The organism is Listeria costaricensis (assembly GCF_900183385.1).
Classification (GTDB): Bacteria; Bacillota; Bacilli; order Lactobacillales; family Listeriaceae; genus Listeria; species Listeria costaricensis.
The window spans coordinates 5,533-27,784 of the sequence record NZ_FXUT01000006.1 but is presented as its reverse complement, the minus strand read 5'-3'; the positions used below and the strand labels follow the sequence as shown (position 1 = coordinate 27,784).

The window sequence follows — 22,252 nt, the reverse complement described above, 5'->3', positions numbered from 1 at the left end:
TACAATAACCGTCATGGCTCCTCTTGCAAGTAGCACAGTAACCGCTTCTTATCAAGATGAAAATGGCCAGCCTTTAGCAGAAGATATTGTCCAGGCCGGCAAATTAGGAGAACCTTATCATACAAAAGCATGGCTTATTCCTGGGTATGAACTTGTAGGGACAAAAGGTCATGCGGATGGCGTATTTTCTGCTCAAAAATCAAACGGTCACTTACATCTATAAAGCTTCTACAATTCCAGCCGACAATGCTCTAATCATCCCAGATACTGGTGCTTCTATAAGTATGGTGAAATCAACTGACGCACCCCTTCCCAAAACAGGAGACACGCGTAGTGACTGGCTTATTTTATTAGGTATAGCTGGTAGCATTGGTGTCATCGGCCTGAGAAAACGTTCGTAAAGCTAAAAAGAACTGGCAACCACGGCTAGCCCATTGATAAAATGGTTGGCTTGGTTGCCAGTTCTTTTTTTATATCAGCACCACTCGTTGTTCATGTCCTTCAACATCTCATCCGTTGTAATCTTGGCGCTTGTCAAGACGATCGGAACACCGGCACCGGGATGCGTACTGGCGCCAGCAAAATACAAGTGCTGATAATCAGTGCTTACATTTTGTGGTCGGTAATAATTGCTCTGCTTGAGTGTTGGCCGCAGTCCGAATGCCGCACCAAATTTGGCATGGTAATTCCTTTCAAAATCTGCTGGCGTGAAAATTGTTTCCGAAATAATCTGCTGATCTAATTGGCTAAGCGCCGGAATTTCTTTCAATTTTCGGAAGACGATCTGTTTTACCTGATCCAAAAACGCCGGATCATCCCAGTCAAATTGGCCCGTTTTTCGCTCCGGTACCGGCATCAATACATACAAACCGGTTTTATTTTCAGGCGCTAATGACGGATCGATCGTAGAAGGCGCATAAAAGTACAGCGACGGATCTTCCGATAGGGTGCCGCCAAAAATCTCTTGGATATTCTGCTCAAAATCATGCGAGAAAATCACGTTATGAACATTTATTTTCCCGCGCAAGTCCTCGTCCACGCCCAAATAGAGCAAAAAGGCTGAGCAGGAATAGTCCATCGCCTCTATTTTTTCCGGTGGATATTTTTTTAATGGTGGGAGGAGTTTTTGGGCCGCATAGGGAAAATCCGCCGTACATAAAATCTGGTCAAAAAAATGCGGCGCCGTCGTTTCAACGCCAATGGCCTGCTTCTTGGCTTCATCAACCAGTATTCGCGCAACAGGTGCCGCCTTTTCGATCACAACCCCAAGCTCTAATGCCAATCTCTCCAGTGCTTCCGCCATGCGATACATGCCGCCACGAATATAATGCACCCCATACATCATTTCGATCATCGGAATAATCGAATAGAGCGAAGGCCCTTGTGCAGGATCAATTCCGATATACAAAGTTTGAAAAGCCAGCAGTTTTTGAATTTTTTCATTGGGAATATATTTTTTAATCAGCTGATCCGCACTGTTAAATGTCTTGAGTCGCAAGCCCTGATATAACGTAAACGGATTATAAAAATCAGTTGGCTTGCGAAACGTTCGCTCCAAAAAGTATTTTCGTGCGATCGTATAGCGCTTGTAAATTTCTGCCAGAAAATCTAAAAACCCTTGCATCGAGCCGGGTTCCATTTTTTCAAAAGTCGTATGTAGCTGTGGCAAATCAGTCGTTACCGTTATCTTTTCTTCATCAGAAAAATAAATATCATAAATACTCTCCAGTGGCTGCATGTCCAAATAATCAGCCATTTTTCTGCCGGCTGCTTCAAATACATCTGCATAGACTTCCGGCATCATCACGATTGTTGGCCCCATATCAAATATAAAACCGTCCTTTGTCAATTGGTTCATCCGACCGCCAACATTCGCTTCTTTTTCAAATAGTGTGACCTGATGGCCCTTTGCCGCAAGCCGAACTGCCGAAGCAAGTCCTGTGATGCCGCCACCTACGATTGCTATTTTTTTCAAACAGGCCCCTCCCCTTTTTCAAACTTGTTGTTACTAAAAGGCCGTATCATTTAGGCCTGCTTTCCAAAAACTTCCCTTATTTTAGCTCTGCCAAACCTTTTTTGGCGGCTTTATATAGCGTATATTTTCTTTGGGTGCCGACAAAATTCCTTTTTTCAAAGCATTGATACTTCTCATTACGGACAGCGTTCAAAATTTCTCGGTAATAATAAATCGCCAAAAGCAAAGGCAGCCGGCAGTCTTCATCTATATAAGGCATCATCGTGAGCGCCTCACTGTATAGCTTCTCCGCGCGTCCTGCTTCAAATTCCCATAGGTTAACAAAAGCCTGGTTAATCGTATGTGTGGCTAACTCTTTTTCCGAATAACCGTTCATTTGGATGACATCTGTCGGTAAGTAAATCCGCTCATTTTTTAAATCCTCGCCGACATCTCGCAAAATATTCGTCAGCTGCATCGCCACACCTAGCGCTTTTGCCTGCTCTTGAACGGCACTTGGCTGATCGGTCAAAACAGGTAGCAACATGAGTCCCACCGTGCTGGCCACAAAATAGCAATAGTCCTCTAGTTCCGCTTGGCTAGTCGGCTGCTCAAAATGGAGATCTTTTTTCTGCCCCTGAATTAATTCTTCAAAATAACGCAGCTCGATTGGAAAAATATGGCAGACAACTGCTAAAGCCCGCCATAATGGCTTATCTGGAACTTCCCCGTCCATAAAAAGAAACAACTCTTCCTCAAGCTGATTTAATTCTTGAATATCCTGATGTACATCCATTGCATCATCCGCCAGTCGACAGAAGGCATAGATCGCATAAATCGCATTTGCTTTTTTTATAGGTAGTTTTGAAAATGCACTGTAGAAGCTTTTTGCATGTTTGCGCATAATATTTTCACAATATCGAAAATCCGGTTCATGCAGCTCCAGCATTTTGTCGCCTTCTGATAATATCAAGAGAATCCTCCTTGTTTCCTTCGTCTATCTCTACTGTAAACTCTTATCATTTGATAAGTCAAATTTAATGACACGCACTAAAAAAAGTGAGAATCTCCTCGATTCCCACTTTCTTTTTGATTAGTTTGGTAGCATGCTAAAATCTGTGACATCTTTATATGCGTAATCTTTTGTAATCATTTCTTTCTTTTTCGTCCACTCTTCAATACTTTGATATTGGTCTTTTGTGATTGCAGCGGCTTTCGTATAGTCCTCTTTTTTATTGGAAAGATAGTCGCTCATCGAATCTGGAAACTTGTATTGTTTCAAAATATCGCTGTAAGTGGAGACATCATTGTTGTTCATATAGTCGACACCTTTATTATAGGCGCGATAGAATGCCGCAATATCTCCAGGGCGCTCATCAATCACGTTATCCGCAAAACTGATCGTACCGCCTTTAATGCCATATTCTTTTGAACTTGCCAAAAGGTGAGCACCACTTTCTTGGAGCATCGTGGCTTGCGGTTCTGTAAAGATCACTGAATCCACCTGATCATTCAACAGCGCTTCATAACGAGCCGAGATGGACGGAATGGAAACCACATTGTAGCTGATGTCATTTTCTGCCGCAATCTCATCCATAATATATTCAAGCAAGAATTTTGGTACGAGCGAAACATCCTTCCCGTCGAGCTGCTTCACATCTGTGATTCCAGAATTCGGCGAAGAAAGCAATTTGAAATCTTCATTAATGTCCGATGTGATGGTAAAATTCATATCATTTTCACGCATCGAAAGGGTGGTCATCACGTCACCAATCATGCCATCAATTTTTCCCGCCTGTGCGGCAACATTTCGATCATTTGGCGAGTTGAAAGATGTGATCTCCACATTGACACCTTCGTCTTCAAAAAAACCTTTTTCTTTTGCCAAGATGATCGGAATCGCTGACTCGGCCGGCAAGGTACCAATATTCAGCACCTGATCCGTCGTTTTTAATTCTTTTTCCGCTTCCTTTTTATCGGACGCTTTATCTGCATCGCCCGTATTTGAACAAGCAGCTAATACCAACACAAAAAATACTGCCAACAATAAGCCCAATTTTTTCATTTTCTTTCCACCTTAATCGATTAATAGTTTGAATGCTTCCATTGTGATGCCTAAAACAACCGTTTCACGATGTAAAAAATAAGGATTCGTCGTACGGTCATTTTTTCCGCCTGTCGTCGTGAATGCCAGATCAATTCCCGCTTCTTTCAAATGGGCAGGATCTTGCTCGGCATCTACAAAGCCGAATGGATAGGCAAATGCATGCGGTTCATCCACAATTTCAGCACAATAAGCCAAATCCTCCTTCAACGCTTGCAGACCGACCGTTTGAACGGCACTTTTCCCTGCTCCTGCTTTCGTGTGCAGATTGGTTGAATGATTCGCCAGCGTGAAAACATCCTTGATTTCAGCCAGTTGTGCCTCACTCATCACAACAGAACGTGTCGGATCAAAAGGCATGGTCGCCTTATTCAGCCAGCCGCGAACGACAAACAATGTAGCCTGCATCCCGAGCTCCTTCAATACCGGATAGGCCAGCTCATACACCGATTGGAACGCATCATCAAAAGTCAGCAAAACCGCTTTTTCTGGAAGCGTCGACCCCTTTTCATAAAAATCTCGCACTTCCTGCATACTTAGAAGATGATAATCATTTTCCTTCAAGAACTGCATCTGCGCTTTGAAATCATCCACATACGTAAATAATACCGGTGGCAGCTGATCCTCATAATCCTGCGCCACCTGAATGGCAGAAAAGCCTTCCACCTTGTTCACACTTCGATCACGAAGTTCATGATACATCAATACGCGAAAACTCATTTTTCTTCCTCCCACCAAGTGAAAATCATCACAAAAACACAATTTCTATTCTAACGAAGATCATAGCGCTTGTAAATAGGCTTTCTGTAAAATAAGCTTGCCGCTTCAACAGCCGCCGAGACCCTCATCCCGTTTTTCCCCACTAAAAAACGCCGCCTCTTTTTAGAAGCAGCGTCATCATTGGTTAATCTTTATAAATCGAGCTCGTTCGGTTTAGCCAAGCATAGCCGAGGCCAATCACAAGACCTCCACCTACAAAGTTCCCCAAGAGCGCAAGTGTCAAATTGGTCACTACATTGCTGACTGTCATGGCAGCAAGTGTTCCGCCAGAAGCAAAGAAAGCGAGTGAGAAAGAAGAGAAATTGGCAATAACGTGCTCAAAACCAAGAAAAGCAAAAATGAAAATAATAAAAATCATACTGATTACTTTCCCAGCGTCATCTTTCATACGCAGCGTACATAAAACAGCTGTATTAACAACAATATTAGCAAAAATACCTTCTACAAAAATCTCTAACGGGGCTTTTTCCAATTTTCCACTCACGGCCGTATAGAGAAAATGATCTGCCGGAAGATTTTGGAAAGCGGACGTAAGCGACATCAAATATCCTGCCAAAATCCCGCCAATCAGGTTGCAAATAATGCAGAGAAAAAGAATCTGCAAGGCTTTCCCGGGGCGAACGATTTTTTGATAGACCCCTGTTGTCATGTACATCATATTGCTCGTACCAAGTTCGGCATTCATATAAATAATCATGACGAGCGACCAGCTAAACATAAAAGCGTAGACGATTTTTCCAAGTCCAGGTGCAAAATGATCTACCTTGTCACCAATCATAACCGCCACTGCTGTTCCAAGCGTTAAGAATAGGCAGGCAAGCATTGCACGAATGATGTAACGGATAATGCTGTTATTTACAAGGTCAATCTTTTTCTTCGTACTGTAGTCAATTTTTTGCATCAAGGGGCTTGTTTCTATATCCAAATCACTTCATCTCCATACTGTTAAAATTTTACAAATACTTGCATCAAGTGCTTGCAACTTGTCTATTGTAGCATGTTTCTTTTGCATTTAAAACTGATTTTTAAATGAAAGCGTTCCTCATACGGTCGATTTTATCAAACGATTTCTATCTGATTCCCGTTTCCACAAAAAAGAAACCAACAGTCGCAACTTTCAACCAAAAACGCCCACCAGCAATCCTTTAGCTGATGAGCGTCCCACAATTATTTACGACCGAACCATTTTTTCTTCGCAGTGGCTTGTGCTTCATTTTCTGCTTCTTGCGCTTGTTTGATTTCATTCGCTACAAGTTCTTCATCCATGCGCGCAATACGTCCGCTTAGTTTATCGAAAACAAGATCATTGACTGCTTCACGTTCTTGTTCTGTGGCAATCAAAATGACACCTGTTTGACCTGCTGGAATCGTTTCGAGTGTTTTTTCAAAAACAGTCATCGCATTCTTCACTTCGCCGGCATCTTTCATGGAACCGACCACACTGCCGACTACCCAGCCAAGCAGTACGCCAAGTGGACCGCCTAGAATCCCGATCAGCATCCCGATCAGGCTGTCTTTGATATTTTTATCTGCACCAGTGAAATCCAAAAAATCATCTGCTTTTAATTTGCCATTTTCTTGGTGTGTCACAACGGCCATTTGGTAGCCAATAATTTTTCGTTCCGCATGAAGCCTTTTTAAATCAGAAAAAGCTTGATACGCCACACTTTCTGTTTCAAAATTCATAATCAATACTGTTTTATCTTTTTTTGCCATTTCAATACCCCTCTCATTTCCATCAAAATTATTTAAATAATCCTAGCAAGCTAAAATTATATAAAACAAATCTACTTACTTTGCCCGCTTTCCAGCTGTTCAAAACCTTGCCTGAAATCGTTTGCGACCCTTGTTTGATTTTAACAGTTCTGTCTCGACTACACTAGTTTTAACTTACCTGTTCACAAAAATTTCAAAAAGGGGTGTTTCAAATGATAGATTTTCCAATTTTTATAACTTTACTGGTCAAAATCTTCTATCCCGCTTACACTAGATGAGAGGAGGTTGGATAATGAAAACTGAAACCATCACCTATGCCGAACGAGACGGCTTGCTTCTTCAAGCTGACTTTTATCGTAGCAGCCAGTCGTCCGCCCGAACGGTCATCTATTTCCACGGTGGCGGACTCATGTATGGCTCACGGAAAGATCTGGCCGAAGAATATATTTCGCTTTTTCTGGATAACGGCTATCATTTTCTTGCCGTCGACTACCGATTGGCTCCTGAAACGAAGCTGCCGGAAATCTACCGCGACGTTACGGAGGCAATCCAGTGGTTCCACGATGAGGCTGCGCCAAAATGGCAACTGGAAACAAAGGACTACATTCTTCTGGGGCAATCGTCTGGTGCCTATCTTGCTTTACTAGCAGCCAGTGACCCGCTTATTTCGCCGCCAGTCGCTGTACTTTCATTTTACGGGTACAGCTCCTTAAAAGCAAACTGGCTGATTGAAAAAAATGACCATTATGCTAAATTTGCCCGGCTTTCCGAATCGCTTGTCAAGACGATGATCTATCCGCACGAAATTGCCGCAAGCAACGTGGCACAGCGTTTTCCGCTCTATGTTTATGCCAGACAAACGGGCAACTGGCTGGAGATGGTGCTGGGTGACTCGCCAAGTGAAGACCTGCTGGCAACCTATTCGTTAAAGGAAGAACAGGATTTCCACTTTCTGCCGCCGCTCTTTTTGGCCCATAGTCGAGCCGATCAGGATGTACCGGTCACAGAATCGGAGCGCCTGGCTCGTGGAACACTGGTAAGTGCGTTTTATCCTGTTGAGGACCTGCCGCATGATTTCGATACAAAAACGACGGCCGCGGAAGGGAAAGAAGCTTATCAGGCTGCGATCCGCTTTCTGGCGGGAATATGAAGAAGGTGCCTCCACATGTGGCTGGAGGCACCTTCTTTATTTTGCTGGCAATGCGCGACTCTTTTTTGAAAAAGGAAAGGTTTTAAAAATCAACCAATGCGTGATGATTCCTGTGATAAAAAGAATGAAAAGCGTCCCTAAGCACATGCCGAAAAATTGCTCTGCACCGATCATACGGAAACCGCTGTAATGATAAATTTCCATGTAGCATAGCCACGTAAACGGAACATACAGGCTGGCAAATAGCCAAATCGGCTTCCGCAATTTAGGCAGAATGATAAAATCGCCATCGTATTCCAGTGTCATTTTTTGATGGACCAGATACGCGCAGCCACCGCAGACCAGCCCAAGAATTAGAAATGTTATCAAGCTCGCACTGCTACGGAAATCCGCATAGTTTGCCAGTCCGGCAAGTAGATTATTCAGCCAGAGCACATCCACGCTTTTCTGTTCGACAAATGACTGGATACTTACCCAAATTGAGGGCACTCCGGTAGGGATGAGATACAAAATCGACGTGAAGAGTAATAGGGTTGATAAGATGGCGAATATCAGGTTGCCACACAGCCAGCCTAAACATAGCGTCAATTCAAAAGCAAAGAAATAAACGGCCAAGCTTGAAAAAACGATCATGACTGCCATTGTAGCAGGCGGCAAAAACATCTCGGGAATTTTCATGTAAATGTACCACATGCTCGCGCCGCTGAAAAGCCCGATACTCAGCAAGGCGAGTGGCAGGAAGGCGAGCTGTTTGGCCCAAAATATCCGCCACCTTGGCTGTGGCAGTCCATATGTGAAGTAGTCATTTTTTCGGAATCGTTCACCTGCACTCTGCTTAAATCCCAGCACAAGAAGCAGAAGCAAAACCACTGGTGCATATGTATAGAGAGTCGTTTCACCCACTTTAAGTGAGCTCTCGAAGTCCGCATCACTCAGCGGCCACTCCTGATCATCCTTTTGGAATTCTTGCGAGGCATGCTGTTGAAGTGTCGTTTGGTAAGTGCTAACAACTTTGAAACTGTGGTTGATATAGAAAGCGCCGATCAGTAAAATCACGAGGCAAAAAAGGCCGCCTGATTGTCGCCATTCTTTCAGTAATAATCCTCTCATGCTAGTAGACCTCCCCGTTTTCAGCTAAATGATAAAAGAAAATGTCCTCCAAGTCGAGCGGCATTTCTTCGATAAAGATTGGCTCAAGCGCCAGAATTTCCTGATGCAGCTCCTCGCTGATTGCCGGAAACAGTAAGGTATAAACGCGCCCATAATTTTTCACCAGACGGCCCTTTTCCGTTAAAAAGGCAGGCAATTTAGGCGTCTTAAGTGCGATTTGCAATTTGACCCCGGTTTCACGAAGGCTTTCAAGATGATAGCTCTTTTCGATCCGCCCTTCTCTCAGAAGATAAACACGATCTGAGATGGGCTCTAGTTCCTGCAGCTGATGACTGGAAATCAAAATCCCCACTTGTCCAGCGGCCATCTCTTTTAGCAGCAAATGGCGAATTTTCTTTTGGGTGATCACATCGACACCATCGAGCGGTTCATCCAGCAGCAGATATTCCGCCCCGACGGAAAGTGCCAGAATGATGCCAAAAACGGCTTTCATCCCTTTAGAATATTCCCGAAAACGCTTCTCTTCTGGCAAGGCTAATTCCTGCATAAGTCGATGTAGTTTTTCTGCATCAAAATTGGGATAGTTCTCTTCAAAAAGCTTTCTAATCGTCTGAATCTTATAAGACTGCCAAAGTTGCAGATTGTCCTGCAGCATGAAAATCTGTCCTTTTCGTTCGGGGTGTTCGGCAAGCGCCTCTCCTTCTATCGTGACCTTCCCTTCCTGAATGCTGTAAAAGCCCATGATGGAACGGAGCAATGTGGTCTTGCCAGAACCATTTCGACCAATTAAACTAACAATTTCTCCTTTATGCAGTGTTAAATCAATTCCATCCAGTAAAATCCGCCCGTTCAAGTGCTTGGTCAAATGTTCGACTTTCATATTTGCCCCTCCTTATAAATGTCTTCCACCCTGTTGATAATTTCTTCCTTTGATAGGCCCATAATCAACAGATCTACTACAGCCTCTTTTAGCTGATTGACGGCCGCCAGACGCGCTTTTTCTGAAATCGTTTTACCGGTCGTCTCTGCAATAAACGCACCTTTTCCTTTCATGGTATATAAAACTTCACTTCTCTCTAGCTCCTGATAGGCTTTACTGACGGTATTGGGATTTACGCCCAACAAGATTGCCATCTCACGAATTGAGGGAACCTGATCGTCAGGCTTTAATATGCCTGCCACCACTTGCTTTTTGATCATTTGAACGATTTGCTCATAAATGGGCGCTCGATTTGTTCGATCTAAAGAAAACATCGGATCCACCACCTGTATTATCTGTATTAAGTGAACTACTTATTATAGTACACTAGAATAATTAGATTGTCAAGCTGTGCCACGCAAAAAACCCAGCGAAAGCCGGCACGCGGGTTTCGCTGGGTTTACATTTTAATTAATTTCTACTTAATTTTCTGGCAAGTGCGATCAACAGAAGCCCTGCTCCCACTGCAAAGGCAATGGCCTGAGCATCTTGATCTCCTGTTTGAGGAAGCGTCGTCTGTGCCTGCTTTTCGGTCGGTTTGTCGGCCGCAGCAGTCGGATTCGCTTGCTCGTTTACCGTCAGCATTGTAGGCGCATTTCTCAGATACATCTTTTGCACAACAGGCACCGGATCCGTGGTAGTTGTTGGATCGGTTGGATTTGTTGGGTCGACTGGATTTACTGGGTCAGCCGGATCTACCGGATCTACCGGATCTACCGGATCTACTGGATCTACTGGATCTACTGGATCTACTGGATCTACCGGATCTACTGGATCTACTGGATCTACTGGATCTACTGGATCGGTGAGTTTATTGAATGTGTTCGTGACTGTCAAGCCATCTTCGCTCACTTCTTTTGTATAAAGATCAGAGCCTTTGGTTTCATCGATCGTATACTGATAGGCTTGTCCTTCCAAATCTCTTTCCGGCAAATTAGTCCATGTATAGTTTTCCTGACCGTCTGCCAAGCTGACCGATGGACCATATGGTTCACCGTTTTGATACAGTTGCAGCTCGATCGTTGGTTTCTCGGCTGGACCGCCGTCCCAGACTTTGGTTCCGGTGATTTCCGTTTCCCCTTGGTCATAGTGATTGGTAATTGTCAGACCGTCTTCACTGATGGTTTTCGTATAGGATTCCGGCACGGCTACTTCGTCGATTGTATACTCGTAGGCAGCTCCTGTCCGGTCGTTCAGCGGCAAATTGCTCCATGTATAGGTCGTTTCGCCGTCTGCCAGCGTGATGGGATCGCCATATGCAGTGCCATTTTGATACAGTTGCNNTACAGTTGCAGTTCAATCGTCGGTTTCTCGGCCGGGCCGTTCTCCCAGACCTTGGTTCCGGTGATTTCTGTTATTCCTTGGTCATAGTGATTGGTGACGGTGAGGCCATCTTCACTGTTCGTTTTTGTGTAGGATTCTGGCACTTTCACCTCATCCATTGTGTAATGATAGGCTTCACCAGCCAGATTATTTTGCGGCAGATCATTCCATGTGTAGGTCGTTTCGCCATCTGCTAGTGTGATGGGATCGCCATATGGACTGCCATTTTGATACAGTTGCAGCTCGATCGTTGGTTTCTCGGCTGGACCGCCATCCCAGATTTTGGTTCCAGTGATACTCGTTTGACCTGGTTCATACTGATTGATGACGGTGAGGCCATCTTGACTGATCGTTTTCGTATAGGATTCCGGCACGGCTACTTCGTCGATTGTATACTTATAGGCAACTCCTGTCCGGTCGTTCAGCGGCAGATTGCTCCATGTATAGGCCGTCTCGCCATTTAGCAGGCTGACTGGGTCGCCGTATGGGCTGCCGTTTTGATAGAGTTGTAGCTCGATCGTTGGTTTCTCGGTCGGACCGTTTTCCCAGATTTTCGTTCCGGTGATTTCTGTTGTCCCTTGCTCATAGTGGTTCGTTACCGTGAGACCGTCTAGACTAATTGTTTTTGTGTATGATTCTGGCACTTTAACTTCGTCGATTGTATATTGATAAAGATTTCCTGCCTCATCACCTGCTGGCAAATCCTTCCATGTGTATGCCGTCTCGCCATTTTCTAGGCTGACTGCGTCACCATAGGGATTGCCATCTTGATACAGTTGCAGTTCGATCGTTGGTTTCTCGGCCGGACCGCCGTCCCAGACTTTCGTTCCTGTAATATCTGTCACTTCCGGTGTCACGACGAAAATGTCGGCATCCGGCAAGAAAAGATGGTTGTGCATTTCAAAATGTCCTTTGTAACTATCCACAATCAGTGATCCGTTGATATTCCCATTTTGCATTTGGAAATTCGCATATGGAGCTAAAATGGTTCCGCTGACTGAAACACCATTCCCTGTAATTTGCACAGCCTCGGCCATATTCCAAAGTATCCGGCTATTTTCCGAATGATTATTTCCAAGACCTACACCATTAAAGTACATTTGCGCACTTGGAAAATGAACATCAGTACCTTTGACATTAATCACAACGGTTGAACCGCTTGGCACATTGATATGCACACCATTGGCGGTTTGCAAGTCATTTGCATTTACTTCAAATGTATTCACATCTTCATTCGTGCCCACCAATTTCAGCGCGCCATATTCGACATTTGTTTGACCATTTGCCGTTAGTGCGGCAATTTGTGTATTTTTTTGATAAATTTCCTGCCGAGCATTTTCAAAAAACGGTTGAACGTTGGCTCTATAAGGATTTTGCGCATTCTGATTGCGATGAGAAAGAGAAAAATTCGTTATGGCCGATTGATCATCAATCAATGTGTTCCCCGAATGATTCTCGCCTCCTTTAATATCCACACAACCACCTACAATCAAATGATGCGTGTCATTACATAGGGCTAGTTTAGAACCGATGCCAAAGTTATTAATTTTGATGTCTCCGCCAACCGCCAGTCGGCCTTCCACATCTGTACCGTGTCCATCAATCAACATGTCACTTAGAATAAAAGCATTGAATGTTCCAGCCACACCTAAAACATGATCCGCTGTTTCCGAATAAGTTTCCGCAGCAATTACTTGTCCTGTCTGTAAAGGGGTTACAAAAAGCATAAGGCAAAGCATTATTGCCATCCCAATTTTTTTCATGATTCTCACTCCTGTTTTTTGTCATCCTTTTTTCGAATCATGTTTTGCAGCTAGCATACATCATGATTATCATACTTAGCTTTTCCCTGCCTCCTCCACAACAAACAAGTGAATTTATTCACAAATATAGTATACTTAATAAATATTTTTCGTTTTTAGAAAGTTTAGCTTTAAATAAAACACATTATATTGGTGTGAATAAGTGAGCTTCATTCTCATTGTTCACAAAAAGTTCATATTTAAATCTAAATAACTATTTGAAATACACGTAAAAATACTCCTCACGCATCAGAAATCCTGTTCTGAAGGAAGGAGTATTAGGTTTGATTATGCTTGCTGCGCCTATAATCTGTAAAAACATAGAAACTGATGATTAGACAGATCGCACATGACGACGGTCGAAAATAGAAGCCCGAATAAGTAGGACAGAAAAGCAGGCCTAAAATCAGCCCGAACGCCCACAATACCATGGCCAAAAATAATAGAAAATCATTTTTCTGTGCACAGATTACTAATATTCCGGCAAGAAACATCACGACTGAAAGAATCCAGCTGGCATCTCTTGATAGTGTTTCCGGAATCAACATTAAATAAGAAACTGGGTCTTTTATAGGTTTATAGGAGGTAAAAAAACCAATAATCGCTGCTTGTAAGGAAAGCACGCCTGCAAAAATTCGAATGGCCATCACCTTGTTCCACGTTTTCTTTTAGTATAACGTACTTTTTTGAAAAAAGGCATATAATGGGCAAAAAACATGAAAAAAACAAAAAAACTTCTTTCCTCTGAGGGGTAAAAGAAGCTTTTCTGTTTCGCGATTAGTCGTGAATTTGTCTCAATAATTTTGGCAACATTTGCAGCATTTTAATGAGTGAAGCCATATGCATCGTTCCTCTCTTGCTCATGAAAGCGCAAATGAGCTTTTTCTAGATCCGTAATGGCCATCTTAAAATCGGCCACAAATTCTTCTGCCATATTATGGCCAAAGTCAGCTCTGCAAACGATCCGTTGAATAATTTGGTCTTCAAGATCTGCCGGGAGCGGATAAGCCGGAACCTGCCAGCCGAGCACGTAGCTAAAGGCACCCAGAATAAAATAGATCATCGTGACAAAGCCCACGGTAATCTGAAACCACTGAAAAAAAATCGCCGCAAAGCCGTAACGTTCCCCTAGCGTGTTTCCAACCCAGGAGAAGATTCCGCCTTCTTGAAACCCTTTAACCGTCGCCATTTCCGCCGCACATAATGCCACAGGTAAAAACCAGAGAAACCCACCCAAAAGTAAAAAGAAAACTAAATGCAGGCCTGATGTGGCAAATGTCGGGTATTCATAAACGGTCATGACCATGGAGGCCGTCAGCGCAAAAAAGCCAAATAATGTCAGCGTTTTTTTTGAATCTGTTTCATTGTTTTTCATTTTTTCACGACCTTTCATTTTGTGGAATAAAAAGAACGATTCCGCTAGGTCGCGCCTTGTACATGAGTTGGCCTACTCATCTCTTCGTCTCCATTATATTTTTTTCTCAATTTTCACTCTAATTAACACAGAGCGACAAGCTGTCACTCTAAAGCGATTTCTACAAGCGATCGACTAGGCTAGCCGAGCAGGTCAAGTTCCCCATTCGCAATCGCCAGCATCTGGGTCAGATCCTTAATTTCCCAATGTTTTGGATCAAAGGCATCCAGTTGCTTGAAAGCGGCAAACGCCTGATTGACATTTTGTCTGGAGATGCCCACATAGGCGGCAAATTGCTCCTGAGTGAGTGGCAGCCCATTTCTGAGGCAGCTTTCTTTTCCGCTGATATAATAGGTGTGGATTAGAGCGATTGCACACTTGCGAAACATGTCATAACGCTGATTAAAGAAACGTCTGGTCATGTATTCGATCTTCGTACCGAGTGCATCATACATCCACTTGATGAGCTGCTCGTCCTGTTTGACCATTTGATAAAGATAGCTTTCATCAATCAGTTAAAAGGTCACTGGCTCCATTGTCGTCATAAAAATATCCTCTTGCAGATATAGACGCGGATCATTTTCAATATAGATCGGTCCTTTATAAAAAAGCAGTGTCCGCATTTTGCCATTTTCATCGACAAATTCTTTTTTGCAGGAGCCTGAAACAAGGACGACAATCCGCTCACTTTGTTTATTCGCTTCGATGTGTTCATTTTTCTCGAGTGATTTGATCTCGAGCCCGTCTTTCCGACAGAGAGCAGCAATCCGCTCTCCAGCTAAAACTTGCGCTTCCTTATATGTTTCCAATAAGTCAACATCAAGCATGCTTCCTTCTCTCCTTATCGTTTGCTGACATGTCTCTTTTAAGGAGGGGAAACAATAGCGGCTCTTGATTACATATTGCATTCCAGCACCTTAAAAGATAAAAAAATATCTTGTACAAGACATTTCCTAAAATATTTTAACAAAAAACAACTATTCGTCATTGTGAAATTCCATACAATTTTATACAAAAAAAAACAGCTGACGAAGCATCAGCTGCATGGTGAATTTTATAAGTCTTCTTTGATGACGTTCAACAATGTCGAACGAACTTCCACGTTTTCAAAATCGATCCCTAGCTGCACAGCCGTTTGAGCGATCTCAGGCCGCAAGCCCGAAAGAATCGTCTTTACGCCGATCAGACGTAACGTGTCTACTAGTTGGAATAATTGCTGCGCGACCATCGTGTCAATGATCATCACACCTGAGAGATCAATGAACAAACGGCTGACATTTTTTTCTGCACATTGTAAAAGTGTATTTTCGAGTAAGAAACGCGCTCGAACTGTGTCAATCTCACCAATCAGTGGTAAAAGTGCACTGCTTTCTGTCAGCTTGATCACCGGGGAACTAAGCTCCATGATCGTCTCCTGCTGAGCATTCAGACGTTCCTCAGACCGGAGCATATTCTCTTTTGTAAACCAAACAATGATATCGCCCATTCGATTGACAACCAGTGTACTCCAAATCCGCACGTCATCCAGCGTACAAACATCCTGATTTTTTTCATAAAAATCATGCACGGCATCTATAAACTGATGCTGGACACGTAAAAATTCACTGATGATTTGATAAACTGGCGTATGTAAATGATCCTCATCATTGGAGATTCCAGTCATCCAATCATCTAGATTTTCAAAAAAGGCGCCTTTTTCCGACACAAAAGTATGTATAAACTGAAGGTAGAAACTATTATGTAGTCGTTTGAGCTTTGCAATGACATCCGGGTCGTTAGAAGCGTATATACCATCTGAAACTTCTTTATCAATGCCTTCGTACCACTCGTTCGTAAAGTCTGCCGCCTGTTGCGCAAGATAATCGTATAGTTGCTGATTTTTATCCAATTCTGCCACTCCTTTTGTGCCATTCTGTCTCTCTATAAGCCAATTTTTTGAGCGTATTTCTTTTCTTATATTATAGCTTATTTTTGCTCAAATAGTAACATTTAATTGGAAGAATGGTTATTTCCCAGGGAATAAAATTGGAACATGAAAAAGAGCAGCACTTTTACGCGCTGCCCGATTTTTTATTTTGAATCTAGTTCACCTGCATGTGTGATTTTATGTGTGACCACGCCATATTCGATTGCCTCATCTAGATTCATCCAGTAATTGCGATCTGTATCTAGTGAAACCTTTTCATAGTCCTGACCTGTTGCTTCACTGATGATCCGATTAATTCGTTCTCTCATACGGATGATTTCCCGCGCTTCAATTTCAATTTCGGAACTTTGCCCTTGCACGCCGCCCATTGGCTGGTGGATCATATAACGCGTATTCGGCAGGCTATAACGGTTTTCTTTTTTAGCGGCCAAATAGATTGTAATCCCAGCACTCGCCACCCAGCCAGTACCGATGATTCGCACTTCCGGTTTCACAAATTGAATCATGTCATGGATGGAATCACCTGCTTCCACGTGCCCGCCCTGACTATTGATGAAAATCGTGATTGGCTCGTCACCAAGCGACTCAAGCAAAAGAAGCTGACTGGTTACTTCCTTGGCAAGCGCTTGATTAATTTCACCATAAATTAAGATTGTTCGTGTGCTGATCAGTTTTTCCATTAATAAGCTATTCATATCTTGCTTTTTTTCCTGTTCCACTGTCCTAACACCTCTCTCATCCAAATAAATACGAAATCATTGTAGCACAATGGTCAATAAAGGTCAAAAAGTAAGCCTTAGGGGCGCTGACGGGAGAGCTGCAGCAGTTTGGCCGCTATCGAATCACCTTTCAACTCCCCGCCTTCAAAGATGTATTCATATAGATGAAGAAGCTCTTCATAAGGAAGCTGATGAAGTTCATCGCGCGCTAAAAAGGTTTTGAGGCTGATGCTTTCAATCAATACCCAGGCATCATTTCCGGCTTCATCTTGAGACATAGGCTGAATCACCTACCTTTTTGTTTATTCAAAACGTAGGGCCTCGATCGGTAGTTTTTTGGAAGCTTGATAGGCGGGCACTACGCCAAAAAGTACACCTGTTAGGACGGAAAAGCCAAGCGCAATGAGGGCGGTCTGAAAATCAAGCTGGATGGCGAATGACAGGACATTTGAAAGAAGCTGAATCACGAGCCCACTGCTTAAAAGTCCAATGAATCCGCCAAAAAGTGACAGCACAATGGCCTCGATTAGAAACTGACTTAAAATATTACCGCCCGTCGCACCAATGGCTTTGCGAATGCCGATCTCCCTTGTCCGTTCTGTAACAGATACCAGCATGATATTCATAATTCCAATACCGCCGACCATGAGTGAAATAATCGCAATTGCCCCGAGTCCGAGTGTAAGTGTTGACGTGATGCTATTTACGGCATCCAGTGTTGCCTGCTGGTTTAAAATCGTATAGGGCGCTTTCTTTGTCTCGTTTTGTGGAAAGGTCTCGCTGAAAGACTGCTTCAACTCTTTTTCAGCCTGATCAACCGCCAGTCCGCCTGTTGCCTGATAATAAAAAAGACTGACTTCGTTGCTTTGGAATAAACGACTGGCACTGGTCATTGGAATGAGTAGCTTTTCATCTGCTGAACCCGTCAGGCTTGTCTTTTGCTTTTTCAATACGCCAATGACTTCAAACTGGGCGCCATTAATCAAGATCGACTGGCCCACTGCCGATTGATTGGGAAACAGCTCTTCGGCGAGACCTGCACCGATAACGGCCACTTGCTCATGATAGGTCAGATCGCTTGGGGCTAAAAAGCGGCCTTTTGATAAAACTAAATTTTTAATCGCGGCATAATTTTGATTGGTGCCAACGACTTGTTCATTCGCACGCTCACCATGTGCCACAATGGGCTCCGTCCGCGTTTCTTCTGGCGCGGCAATTGTGTCGACAGGTGCCAGTGCCATGCCGGTCTCATAGTCAAGCGTCTGTTCGACATTCTGGGGGACAAAGCTGACGGAGATGACGTTACTGCCTAGGTCGCTCAGCTCGGAGGCAACATTTTTCGCCATGCCATTTCCAAGGCTGATTAGCAAAACAATGGAGAAAACCCCGATGATGATACCGAGCATGGTAAGAAATGATCGTAATTTGCTGCTTCGTAATTGTTTGAATGCCATTTGGATACTCTTTTGAATCGTCACCGTCGCGTCAACTCCATCAATCTGCCATCTTTCATTTCATAAATCGAGTCTGCCTCTTGCGCCAGCTTCGGATCATGGGTGATCATCATTACCGTATGCCCTTTATGATGAATGTTCTTCAAAAGCGCCATCACATCCTGTCCGGTCTTTGAGTCCAGCGCGCCAGTCGGTTCATCTGCTAAAAGAAGCGCCGGCTCACCAATGAGGGCCCGACCAATTGCCACACGCTGCTGCTGCCCGCCTGAGAGCTGTTTGGGATAAAATTGTTCTTTCCCTTCCAGTCCTAAAAGTGCAAACATTTCTACAATTTTACTTCGTCGTTCCTTTGCTGATGTCCCGCGATAGAGCAGTGGCAACTCCATGTTTTCATAGGCCGTCAAACGATGCAGCAGATAGAATTGTTGAAAAATAAAGCCGATCGACTGATTGCGAAATTGGGAAAGTTTTTTATCCGGCAGGCGCATCAAGTCCCGATCGTGTAAATGATAGGAGCCGCTTGTCGCCCGGTCCAAACATCCGACGATATTCATAAAGGTTGACTTGCCCGACCCAGAAGGCCCGACAATGGCTACAAAACTTCCCAGTTCCAATGAGAAATTGATATCGCGAAGGGCATACAGTTCTTCTCCCCCTTGCTGATAGACCTTATTTAAATGTTCCATTCGGATCATGTGTTCACCTACTTTTTATCTGCAACAATGACAGTTTCATTTTCTTTTAAACCGGAAGTGATTTGGATTTTTTTATCATTATAGGCGCCAGTTTCAACAAAAACGCGAACTTTACCATTTTTTGTCGGCAGATAGACAAATTTTTTCTTTTGATCATCGGTATGTACAGCCTGTTTGAGCAAAGTCAGGGCATCTTTTTGTTCGTCAACTAAAATATCTGCCGTCACATGCATATTTGCCATCAGCTGACTTTCATCATCCAGCATGACGGAAACCTTATACTGCGTTACATCTCCCGAAATTATTCCGTTTTGATCAATCGATGTGATTTTTCCAGTAAGGGTCTTATCTGGCAAAGCTGTAACGTGAATATCCACTGTCTGATCTTTTTTGACCTTCGTAATATCCAGTTCGTCTACTAATACTTCTGCCGCATATTCTTTATAATCCGGCCACGAATTTTCGCCTTGGATAATCTGGCCTTTCGCGTATATGAAGACTTTCAAATCTTCTTTCATGACTTTGGTTGTTTCATAACTGGGTTTCGTTTCTTGTGTCTCTTGCTGATTTTGCCAGCTGATATATAGAAAAAAGAGTCCGCTAATGACCACGAGGCACAGGAGACCTATTGCTATTTTTTTCATATTCAAAACCTTTCTAAAAAACAGTTAGGAGCATTGCGTTCATCATCCGTGCTGATGCCCCCTTGAGTTTACTGTAATCTTTCATTTTCAGATATTTGATGACACTTTTTAGTTCACAGCACAATTGACTGCTGGCAGAAATGAAAATGATGGTAATTTCTTCTGTGGCATGATCATCCAGTTCAATCCATAAATCCTGCACAAGTCGGTTAAAGTAGTCATTGTTTATTTTCCCAATCAATAAACTGACAAATTCTTCAAAACTTTCGATCATTCCTTTTCGTGAATTTTCATTGGCGCAACGAATAATCTTTTCTGCCTTCTCAATTAAATCATCCACTTCAATATAATTTTCCCTTAATACTAATTTGTCGACACTTTCGTTGATCAGGAGTTCAATCAACTTCATCCTTGAAAAAAATGCAGCTGTATCAACTTGTGTGTTTTCAACAAATGCTCCCCTATTATATTGATGTTTGACAAAACCTGCATGGGCAAGGCTGACAATCGCTCGACGAATCGGCGTGCGACTCATGTTGAGTTCTTCCGATAACTTCGATTCAATAATGCGATAGCCTGCAGGATATTCCCCTGAAATAATCTTTTCTTTCATGTATTCATAAGCGATAATTTCTAGTCTTTCTCCACGAGCAATTTTTGGCATTTCCATTCCCCTCTCTGAAAAAATACATATTAGGGTATCATTTTATCACTTACAGAATCTCTCTTGATAGAGCACGACTGTTCTTTTTCTAAAGTTACAGGCAGTGATCGAAGAAAGCTTTTTCGACCGCTGCCTGCTTGGTATTATTTATGTGCAGATTGTCTGCGATAGATGGCAATAGATGCACCCGTTACAAGTAGCGCTCCTGCTAGTACCAGCCAAATCATTGTTGTGTCACCAGTTTTAGGCATTTTCTTCGCATCTGACTTCGTTTGAACAGCTTGTTTTCCTGCTGTATTTTCAGCTTTGGAATCGTTTGAAATCTTCCCGGAAATGGTTGCATCTCCGTTAATAACAAGATCAATCGTTCCATCTTTTACGGTCACAGTGATCGTTTTTTCTGTCATAATACCTGCAGAATCTATCACGCGATAAGTTACTTTGTAGCTGCCCGCTTTGGAAGCATCCACTTCATTTTTGACCACTTCAATCTTGCTTGTTAAGTCACCGTCTTCCTTGTCTGTTGCTGTGACATCTGCTTTTGGATCAAATTTGTCGCCCACTTTGATCGTTTTATCTGTAGCATTAATGACGGGCGCTTCATTTTCAGTGGCTAAAACTGTCACTGTAATGGTTTTCTCTGCCGAAAGACCAGCTGAGTCTGTCACTTTGTAGCTGACTTTATAGCTGCCTGCTTTGGAGGAATCCACTTCATTTTGCGTGACCACGATTTTGCTCGTCAAATCGCCGTCTTCCTTATCTGTTGCTGTAACATTTTCAAGTGGATCAAAGTTTGCGTTCAAACCGATCGTCCGGTCCTCTGCTTGAATCGTTGGCGCTGTGTTAACTGGGTTTTCTTTTACAGTGACTTTGATAGCTTTGGTTGTGGTCAAATTACCGGAGTCTGTAACCGAATAACTTACATCATAAACGCCCGCTTTAGAAGTGTCGACTTCATTTTTTGTCACAGCGATTTTGCTTGTCAAATCACCGTCTTCTTTGTCTGTTGCCGTGACATCTGCTTTCGGATCAAATTTGTCGCCCACTTGGATTTCTTTATCCGAAGCGTTGATTACAGGGGCAGTATTGCTAGATGGCACTTCCCCGCCGTTTACCGATGCACTCAGCCAGATCAGCGTTGCATCAGGTGTTGTCTGCAATACGGAACCCGGGAAAAGATAGACCCCAATATCTGCGACACCATCTTCTTTGGCTGTAAAAGCAATTTTATGTTCAAATGTATCATTTCCAGGCGCCGCTACATCAGAACCATTCTGTGCATTAACAATGGCTGTATTTACTGGCGCACCTGATGAATGAGGTTCAAATAAGCCATAGTTCGCATTTTGTCCGCTGATGACTTTACCGTTTTCATTCACGACATTTGCTTTATAGTTGATGGTATAAGCATAACTTTTTCCTTTTTCAAGCTTCACATCTTCATAACCAACAAAGTAGAAGCCTCCCGCTACTTCTTTATAGGTTAAATTACTTGCTGTATTGCTACTGGCAGCTTTTACTGGCGGTACGGAAATCATCGCGCTAAATGCCAGAGCCAGCGCTGTTACGAAAGCGATTATTTTTTTCACCTAAATACTCCTCCTAATAAATATAGGGTTAAGTCGCACCTAACCCCATACATTTTGCCGACCATCTTATACAATAGTATCTAGTCCGAATATTTAATTAATAATTATTTTGATCCGGTCCCCATCTATTAAGATAGTCCTTTCATTGAATCAACCAAAAATACCTTTGATTAAGTTGTTTAGTACTTCGACTACATCAGGGAAACGCAATGCTCCTGAAAGATTTGC

The 22,252-nt window shown here is 43.1% G+C and carries 25 protein-coding genes and 1 pseudogene; 3 read left to right on the top strand and 23 right to left on the bottom strand.

Annotated features, from left to right (window positions below):
- The first annotated feature begins 13 nt into the window (after nucleotides 1-13).
- Nucleotides 14-223, top strand: a complete 210-nt coding sequence (locus CS921_RS15845; protein ID WP_099221944.1) for a MucBP domain-containing protein — start codon at nucleotides 14-16, stop codon at nucleotides 221-223.
- Nucleotides 171-401 carry an LPXTG cell wall anchor domain-containing protein gene (locus CS921_RS04885; RefSeq protein WP_099221943.1) on the top strand — a complete coding sequence of 77 codons (231 nt, stop codon included), beginning with the start codon at nucleotides 171-173 and terminating at the stop codon, nucleotides 399-401. Before CS921_RS15845 ends, CS921_RS04885 begins: the two co-directional genes overlap by 53 nt.
- A 74-nt stretch (nucleotides 402-475) precedes the next feature.
- Here the strand turns inward: CS921_RS04885 and CS921_RS04880 are convergent, their stop codons facing one another.
- The 6 genes from CS921_RS04880 to CS921_RS04855 all read right to left on the bottom strand — a co-directional run bounded on the left by CS921_RS04880 (nucleotide 476) and on the right by CS921_RS04855 (nucleotide 6,554).
- The gene (locus CS921_RS04880; RefSeq protein ID WP_099221942.1) at nucleotides 476-1,975 is read right to left on the bottom strand and encodes a phytoene desaturase family protein; all 1,500 of its coding nucleotides are present in this window, start codon (nucleotides 1,973-1,975) and stop codon (nucleotides 476-478) included.
- Nucleotides 1,976-2,051: 76 nt separating this feature from the next.
- Nucleotides 2,052-2,927: a phytoene/squalene synthase family protein gene (locus CS921_RS04875; RefSeq protein ID WP_205527766.1), complete on the bottom strand. Its 876-nt coding sequence runs from the start codon at nucleotides 2,925-2,927 to the stop codon at nucleotides 2,052-2,054.
- Nucleotides 2,928-3,047: 120 nt separating this feature from the next.
- Nucleotides 3,048-4,019 carry an ABC transporter substrate-binding protein gene (locus tag CS921_RS04870; protein WP_099221941.1) on the bottom strand — a complete coding sequence of 324 codons (972 nt, stop codon included), beginning with the start codon at nucleotides 4,017-4,019 and terminating at the stop codon, nucleotides 3,048-3,050.
- Nucleotides 4,020-4,031: 12 nt separating this feature from the next.
- On the bottom strand, nucleotides 4,032-4,778 hold the full coding sequence (locus CS921_RS04865; protein ID WP_099221940.1) for a polysaccharide deacetylase family protein: 747 nt from the start codon (nucleotides 4,776-4,778) through the stop codon (nucleotides 4,032-4,034).
- A 184-nt stretch (nucleotides 4,779-4,962) separates the two neighbouring features.
- The gene (locus tag CS921_RS04860; protein ID WP_099221939.1) at nucleotides 4,963-5,763 is read right to left on the bottom strand and encodes a formate/nitrite transporter family protein; all 801 of its coding nucleotides are present in this window, start codon (nucleotides 5,761-5,763) and stop codon (nucleotides 4,963-4,965) included.
- 242 nt (nucleotides 5,764-6,005) lie between these two features.
- On the bottom strand, nucleotides 6,006-6,554 hold the full coding sequence (locus tag CS921_RS04855; RefSeq protein ID WP_099221938.1) for a DUF1269 domain-containing protein: 549 nt from the start codon (nucleotides 6,552-6,554) through the stop codon (nucleotides 6,006-6,008).
- A 292-nt stretch (nucleotides 6,555-6,846) separates the two neighbouring features.
- On the opposite strand from CS921_RS04855, the gene CS921_RS04850 reads away from it, so the two are divergent.
- Complete coding sequence (locus tag CS921_RS04850; RefSeq protein ID WP_162921697.1) at nucleotides 6,847-7,704, top strand: alpha/beta hydrolase; 858 nt, start codon at nucleotides 6,847-6,849, stop codon at nucleotides 7,702-7,704.
- Between the two features lie 36 nt (nucleotides 7,705-7,740).
- Here CS921_RS04850 and CS921_RS04845 read toward each other — a convergent pair whose 3' ends face one another.
- The 17 genes and pseudogenes from CS921_RS04845 to CS921_RS04765 all read right to left on the bottom strand — a co-directional run bounded on the left by CS921_RS04845 (nucleotide 7,741) and on the right by CS921_RS04765 (nucleotide 22,024).
- Nucleotides 7,741-8,814: a hypothetical protein gene (locus tag CS921_RS04845; RefSeq protein WP_099221936.1), complete on the bottom strand. Its 1,074-nt coding sequence runs from the start codon at nucleotides 8,812-8,814 to the stop codon at nucleotides 7,741-7,743.
- A gap of 1 nt (nucleotide 8,815) precedes the next feature.
- On the bottom strand, nucleotides 8,816-9,694 hold the full coding sequence (locus CS921_RS04840) for an ATP-binding cassette domain-containing protein (RefSeq protein ID WP_099221935.1): 879 nt from the start codon (nucleotides 9,692-9,694) through the stop codon (nucleotides 8,816-8,818).
- A complete protein-coding gene (locus tag CS921_RS04835) occupies nucleotides 9,691-10,068 on the bottom strand; it encodes a GntR family transcriptional regulator (RefSeq protein WP_099221934.1) in 378 nt (125 codons plus the stop codon). The genes CS921_RS04840 and CS921_RS04835 overlap by 4 nt, the downstream gene beginning before the upstream one ends.
- 136 nt (nucleotides 10,069-10,204) lie before the next feature.
- Nucleotides 10,205-11,032 (bottom strand): Cna B-type domain-containing protein, encoded by an 828-nt coding sequence (locus tag CS921_RS15680; RefSeq protein ID WP_240422310.1) that lies wholly within the window; start codon nucleotides 11,030-11,032, stop codon nucleotides 10,205-10,207.
- Nucleotides 10,987-12,843 (bottom strand): choice-of-anchor A family protein, encoded by a 1,857-nt coding sequence (locus tag CS921_RS04825; RefSeq protein WP_476738460.1) that lies wholly within the window; start codon nucleotides 12,841-12,843, stop codon nucleotides 10,987-10,989. The genes CS921_RS15680 and CS921_RS04825 overlap by 46 nt, the downstream gene beginning before the upstream one ends.
- Nucleotides 12,844-13,196: 353 nt before the next feature.
- Nucleotides 13,197-13,565 (bottom strand): hypothetical protein, encoded by a 369-nt coding sequence (locus CS921_RS04820; RefSeq protein ID WP_240422304.1) that lies wholly within the window; start codon nucleotides 13,563-13,565, stop codon nucleotides 13,197-13,199.
- Between the two features lie 371 nt (nucleotides 13,566-13,936).
- Nucleotides 13,937-14,293: pseudogene (locus CS921_RS04815) on the bottom strand (amino acid permease); the annotation flags it as partial.
- Between the two features lie 179 nt (nucleotides 14,294-14,472).
- Nucleotides 14,473-14,820, bottom strand: a complete 348-nt coding sequence (locus tag CS921_RS04810) for a helix-turn-helix domain-containing protein (RefSeq protein ID WP_099221931.1) — start codon at nucleotides 14,818-14,820, stop codon at nucleotides 14,473-14,475.
- Between the two features lie 27 nt (nucleotides 14,821-14,847).
- Nucleotides 14,848-15,159: a hypothetical protein gene (locus CS921_RS04805; protein ID WP_099221930.1), complete on the bottom strand. Its 312-nt coding sequence runs from the start codon at nucleotides 15,157-15,159 to the stop codon at nucleotides 14,848-14,850.
- A 227-nt stretch (nucleotides 15,160-15,386) separates the two neighbouring features.
- Nucleotides 15,387-16,220, bottom strand: coding sequence for an STAS domain-containing protein (locus CS921_RS04800; RefSeq protein WP_099221929.1), 834 nt, complete (start codon nucleotides 16,218-16,220; stop codon nucleotides 15,387-15,389).
- 182 nt (nucleotides 16,221-16,402) lie between these two features.
- On the bottom strand, nucleotides 16,403-16,978 hold the full coding sequence (locus tag CS921_RS04795; protein WP_099221928.1) for an ATP-dependent Clp protease proteolytic subunit: 576 nt from the start codon (nucleotides 16,976-16,978) through the stop codon (nucleotides 16,403-16,405).
- 77 nt (nucleotides 16,979-17,055) lie between these two features.
- Nucleotides 17,056-17,256 (bottom strand): hypothetical protein, encoded by a 201-nt coding sequence (locus tag CS921_RS04790; protein WP_099221927.1) that lies wholly within the window; start codon nucleotides 17,254-17,256, stop codon nucleotides 17,056-17,058.
- 24 nt (nucleotides 17,257-17,280) lie between these two features.
- Entirely contained in the window at nucleotides 17,281-18,456 is a 1,176-nt protein-coding gene (locus tag CS921_RS04785) for an ABC transporter permease (protein WP_099221926.1), read from the bottom strand.
- Nucleotides 18,453-19,127, bottom strand: a complete 675-nt coding sequence (locus tag CS921_RS04780) for an ABC transporter ATP-binding protein (protein WP_099221925.1) — start codon at nucleotides 19,125-19,127, stop codon at nucleotides 18,453-18,455. Before CS921_RS04780 ends, CS921_RS04785 begins: the two co-directional genes overlap by 4 nt.
- 8 nt (nucleotides 19,128-19,135) lie before the next feature.
- Entirely contained in the window at nucleotides 19,136-19,771 is a 636-nt protein-coding gene (locus CS921_RS04775; protein WP_099221924.1) for an efflux RND transporter periplasmic adaptor subunit, read from the bottom strand.
- 13 nt (nucleotides 19,772-19,784) lie between these two features.
- The gene (locus CS921_RS04770) at nucleotides 19,785-20,435 is read right to left on the bottom strand and encodes a GntR family transcriptional regulator (protein WP_099221923.1); all 651 of its coding nucleotides are present in this window, start codon (nucleotides 20,433-20,435) and stop codon (nucleotides 19,785-19,787) included.
- 143 nt (nucleotides 20,436-20,578) lie between these two features.
- Nucleotides 20,579-22,024, bottom strand: a complete 1,446-nt coding sequence (locus CS921_RS04765) for an LPXTG cell wall anchor domain-containing protein (protein WP_099221922.1) — start codon at nucleotides 22,022-22,024, stop codon at nucleotides 20,579-20,581.
- Nucleotides 22,025-22,252 lie beyond the last annotated feature (228 nt).

Excerpts from the sequence above, each read along its gene's own strand:
- CS921_RS15845 (WP_099221944.1), top strand. The coding sequence starts at position 14 with ATGGCTCCTCTTGCAAGTAGCACAGTAACCGCTTCTTATCAAGATGAA.
- CS921_RS04885 (WP_099221943.1), top strand. The coding sequence starts at position 171 with ATGCGGATGGCGTATTTTCTGCTCAAAAATCAAACGGTCACTTACATC.
- CS921_RS04870 (WP_099221941.1), bottom strand. The coding sequence starts at position 4,019 with ATGAAAAAATTGGGCTTATTGTTGGCAGTATTTTTTGTGTTGGTATTA.
- CS921_RS04865 (WP_099221940.1), bottom strand. The coding sequence starts at position 4,778 with ATGAGTTTTCGCGTATTGATGTATCATGAACTTCGTGATCGAAGTGTG.
- CS921_RS04855 (WP_099221938.1), bottom strand. The coding sequence starts at position 6,554 with ATGGCAAAAAAAGATAAAACAGTATTGATTATGAATTTTGAAACAGAA.
- CS921_RS04850 (WP_162921697.1), top strand. The coding sequence starts at position 6,847 with ATGAAAACTGAAACCATCACCTATGCCGAACGAGACGGCTTGCTTCTT.
- CS921_RS04845 (WP_099221936.1), bottom strand. The coding sequence starts at position 8,814 with ATGAGAGGATTATTACTGAAAGAATGGCGACAATCAGGCGGCCTTTTT.
- CS921_RS04840 (WP_099221935.1), bottom strand. The coding sequence starts at position 9,694 with ATGAAAGTCGAACATTTGACCAAGCACTTGAACGGGCGGATTTTACTG.
- CS921_RS04835 (WP_099221934.1), bottom strand. The coding sequence starts at position 10,068 with ATGTTTTCTTTAGATCGAACAAATCGAGCGCCCATTTATGAGCAAATC.
- CS921_RS04820 (WP_240422304.1), bottom strand. The coding sequence starts at position 13,565 with ATGGCCATTCGAATTTTTGCAGGCGTGCTTTCCTTACAAGCAGCGATT.
- CS921_RS04810 (WP_099221931.1), bottom strand. The coding sequence starts at position 14,820 with ATGGTCAAACAGGACGAGCAGCTCATCAAGTGGATGTATGATGCACTC.
- CS921_RS04805 (WP_099221930.1), bottom strand. The coding sequence starts at position 15,159 with ATGCTTGATGTTGACTTATTGGAAACATATAAGGAAGCGCAAGTTTTA.
- CS921_RS04790 (WP_099221927.1), bottom strand. The coding sequence starts at position 17,256 with ATGTCTCAAGATGAAGCCGGAAATGATGCCTGGGTATTGATTGAAAGC.
- CS921_RS04780 (WP_099221925.1), bottom strand. The coding sequence starts at position 19,127 with ATGATCCGAATGGAACATTTAAATAAGGTCTATCAGCAAGGGGGAGAA.
- CS921_RS04775 (WP_099221924.1), bottom strand. The coding sequence starts at position 19,771 with ATGAAAAAAATAGCAATAGGTCTCCTGTGCCTCGTGGTCATTAGCGGA.
- CS921_RS04770 (WP_099221923.1), bottom strand. The coding sequence starts at position 20,435 with ATGCCAAAAATTGCTCGTGGAGAAAGACTAGAAATTATCGCTTATGAA.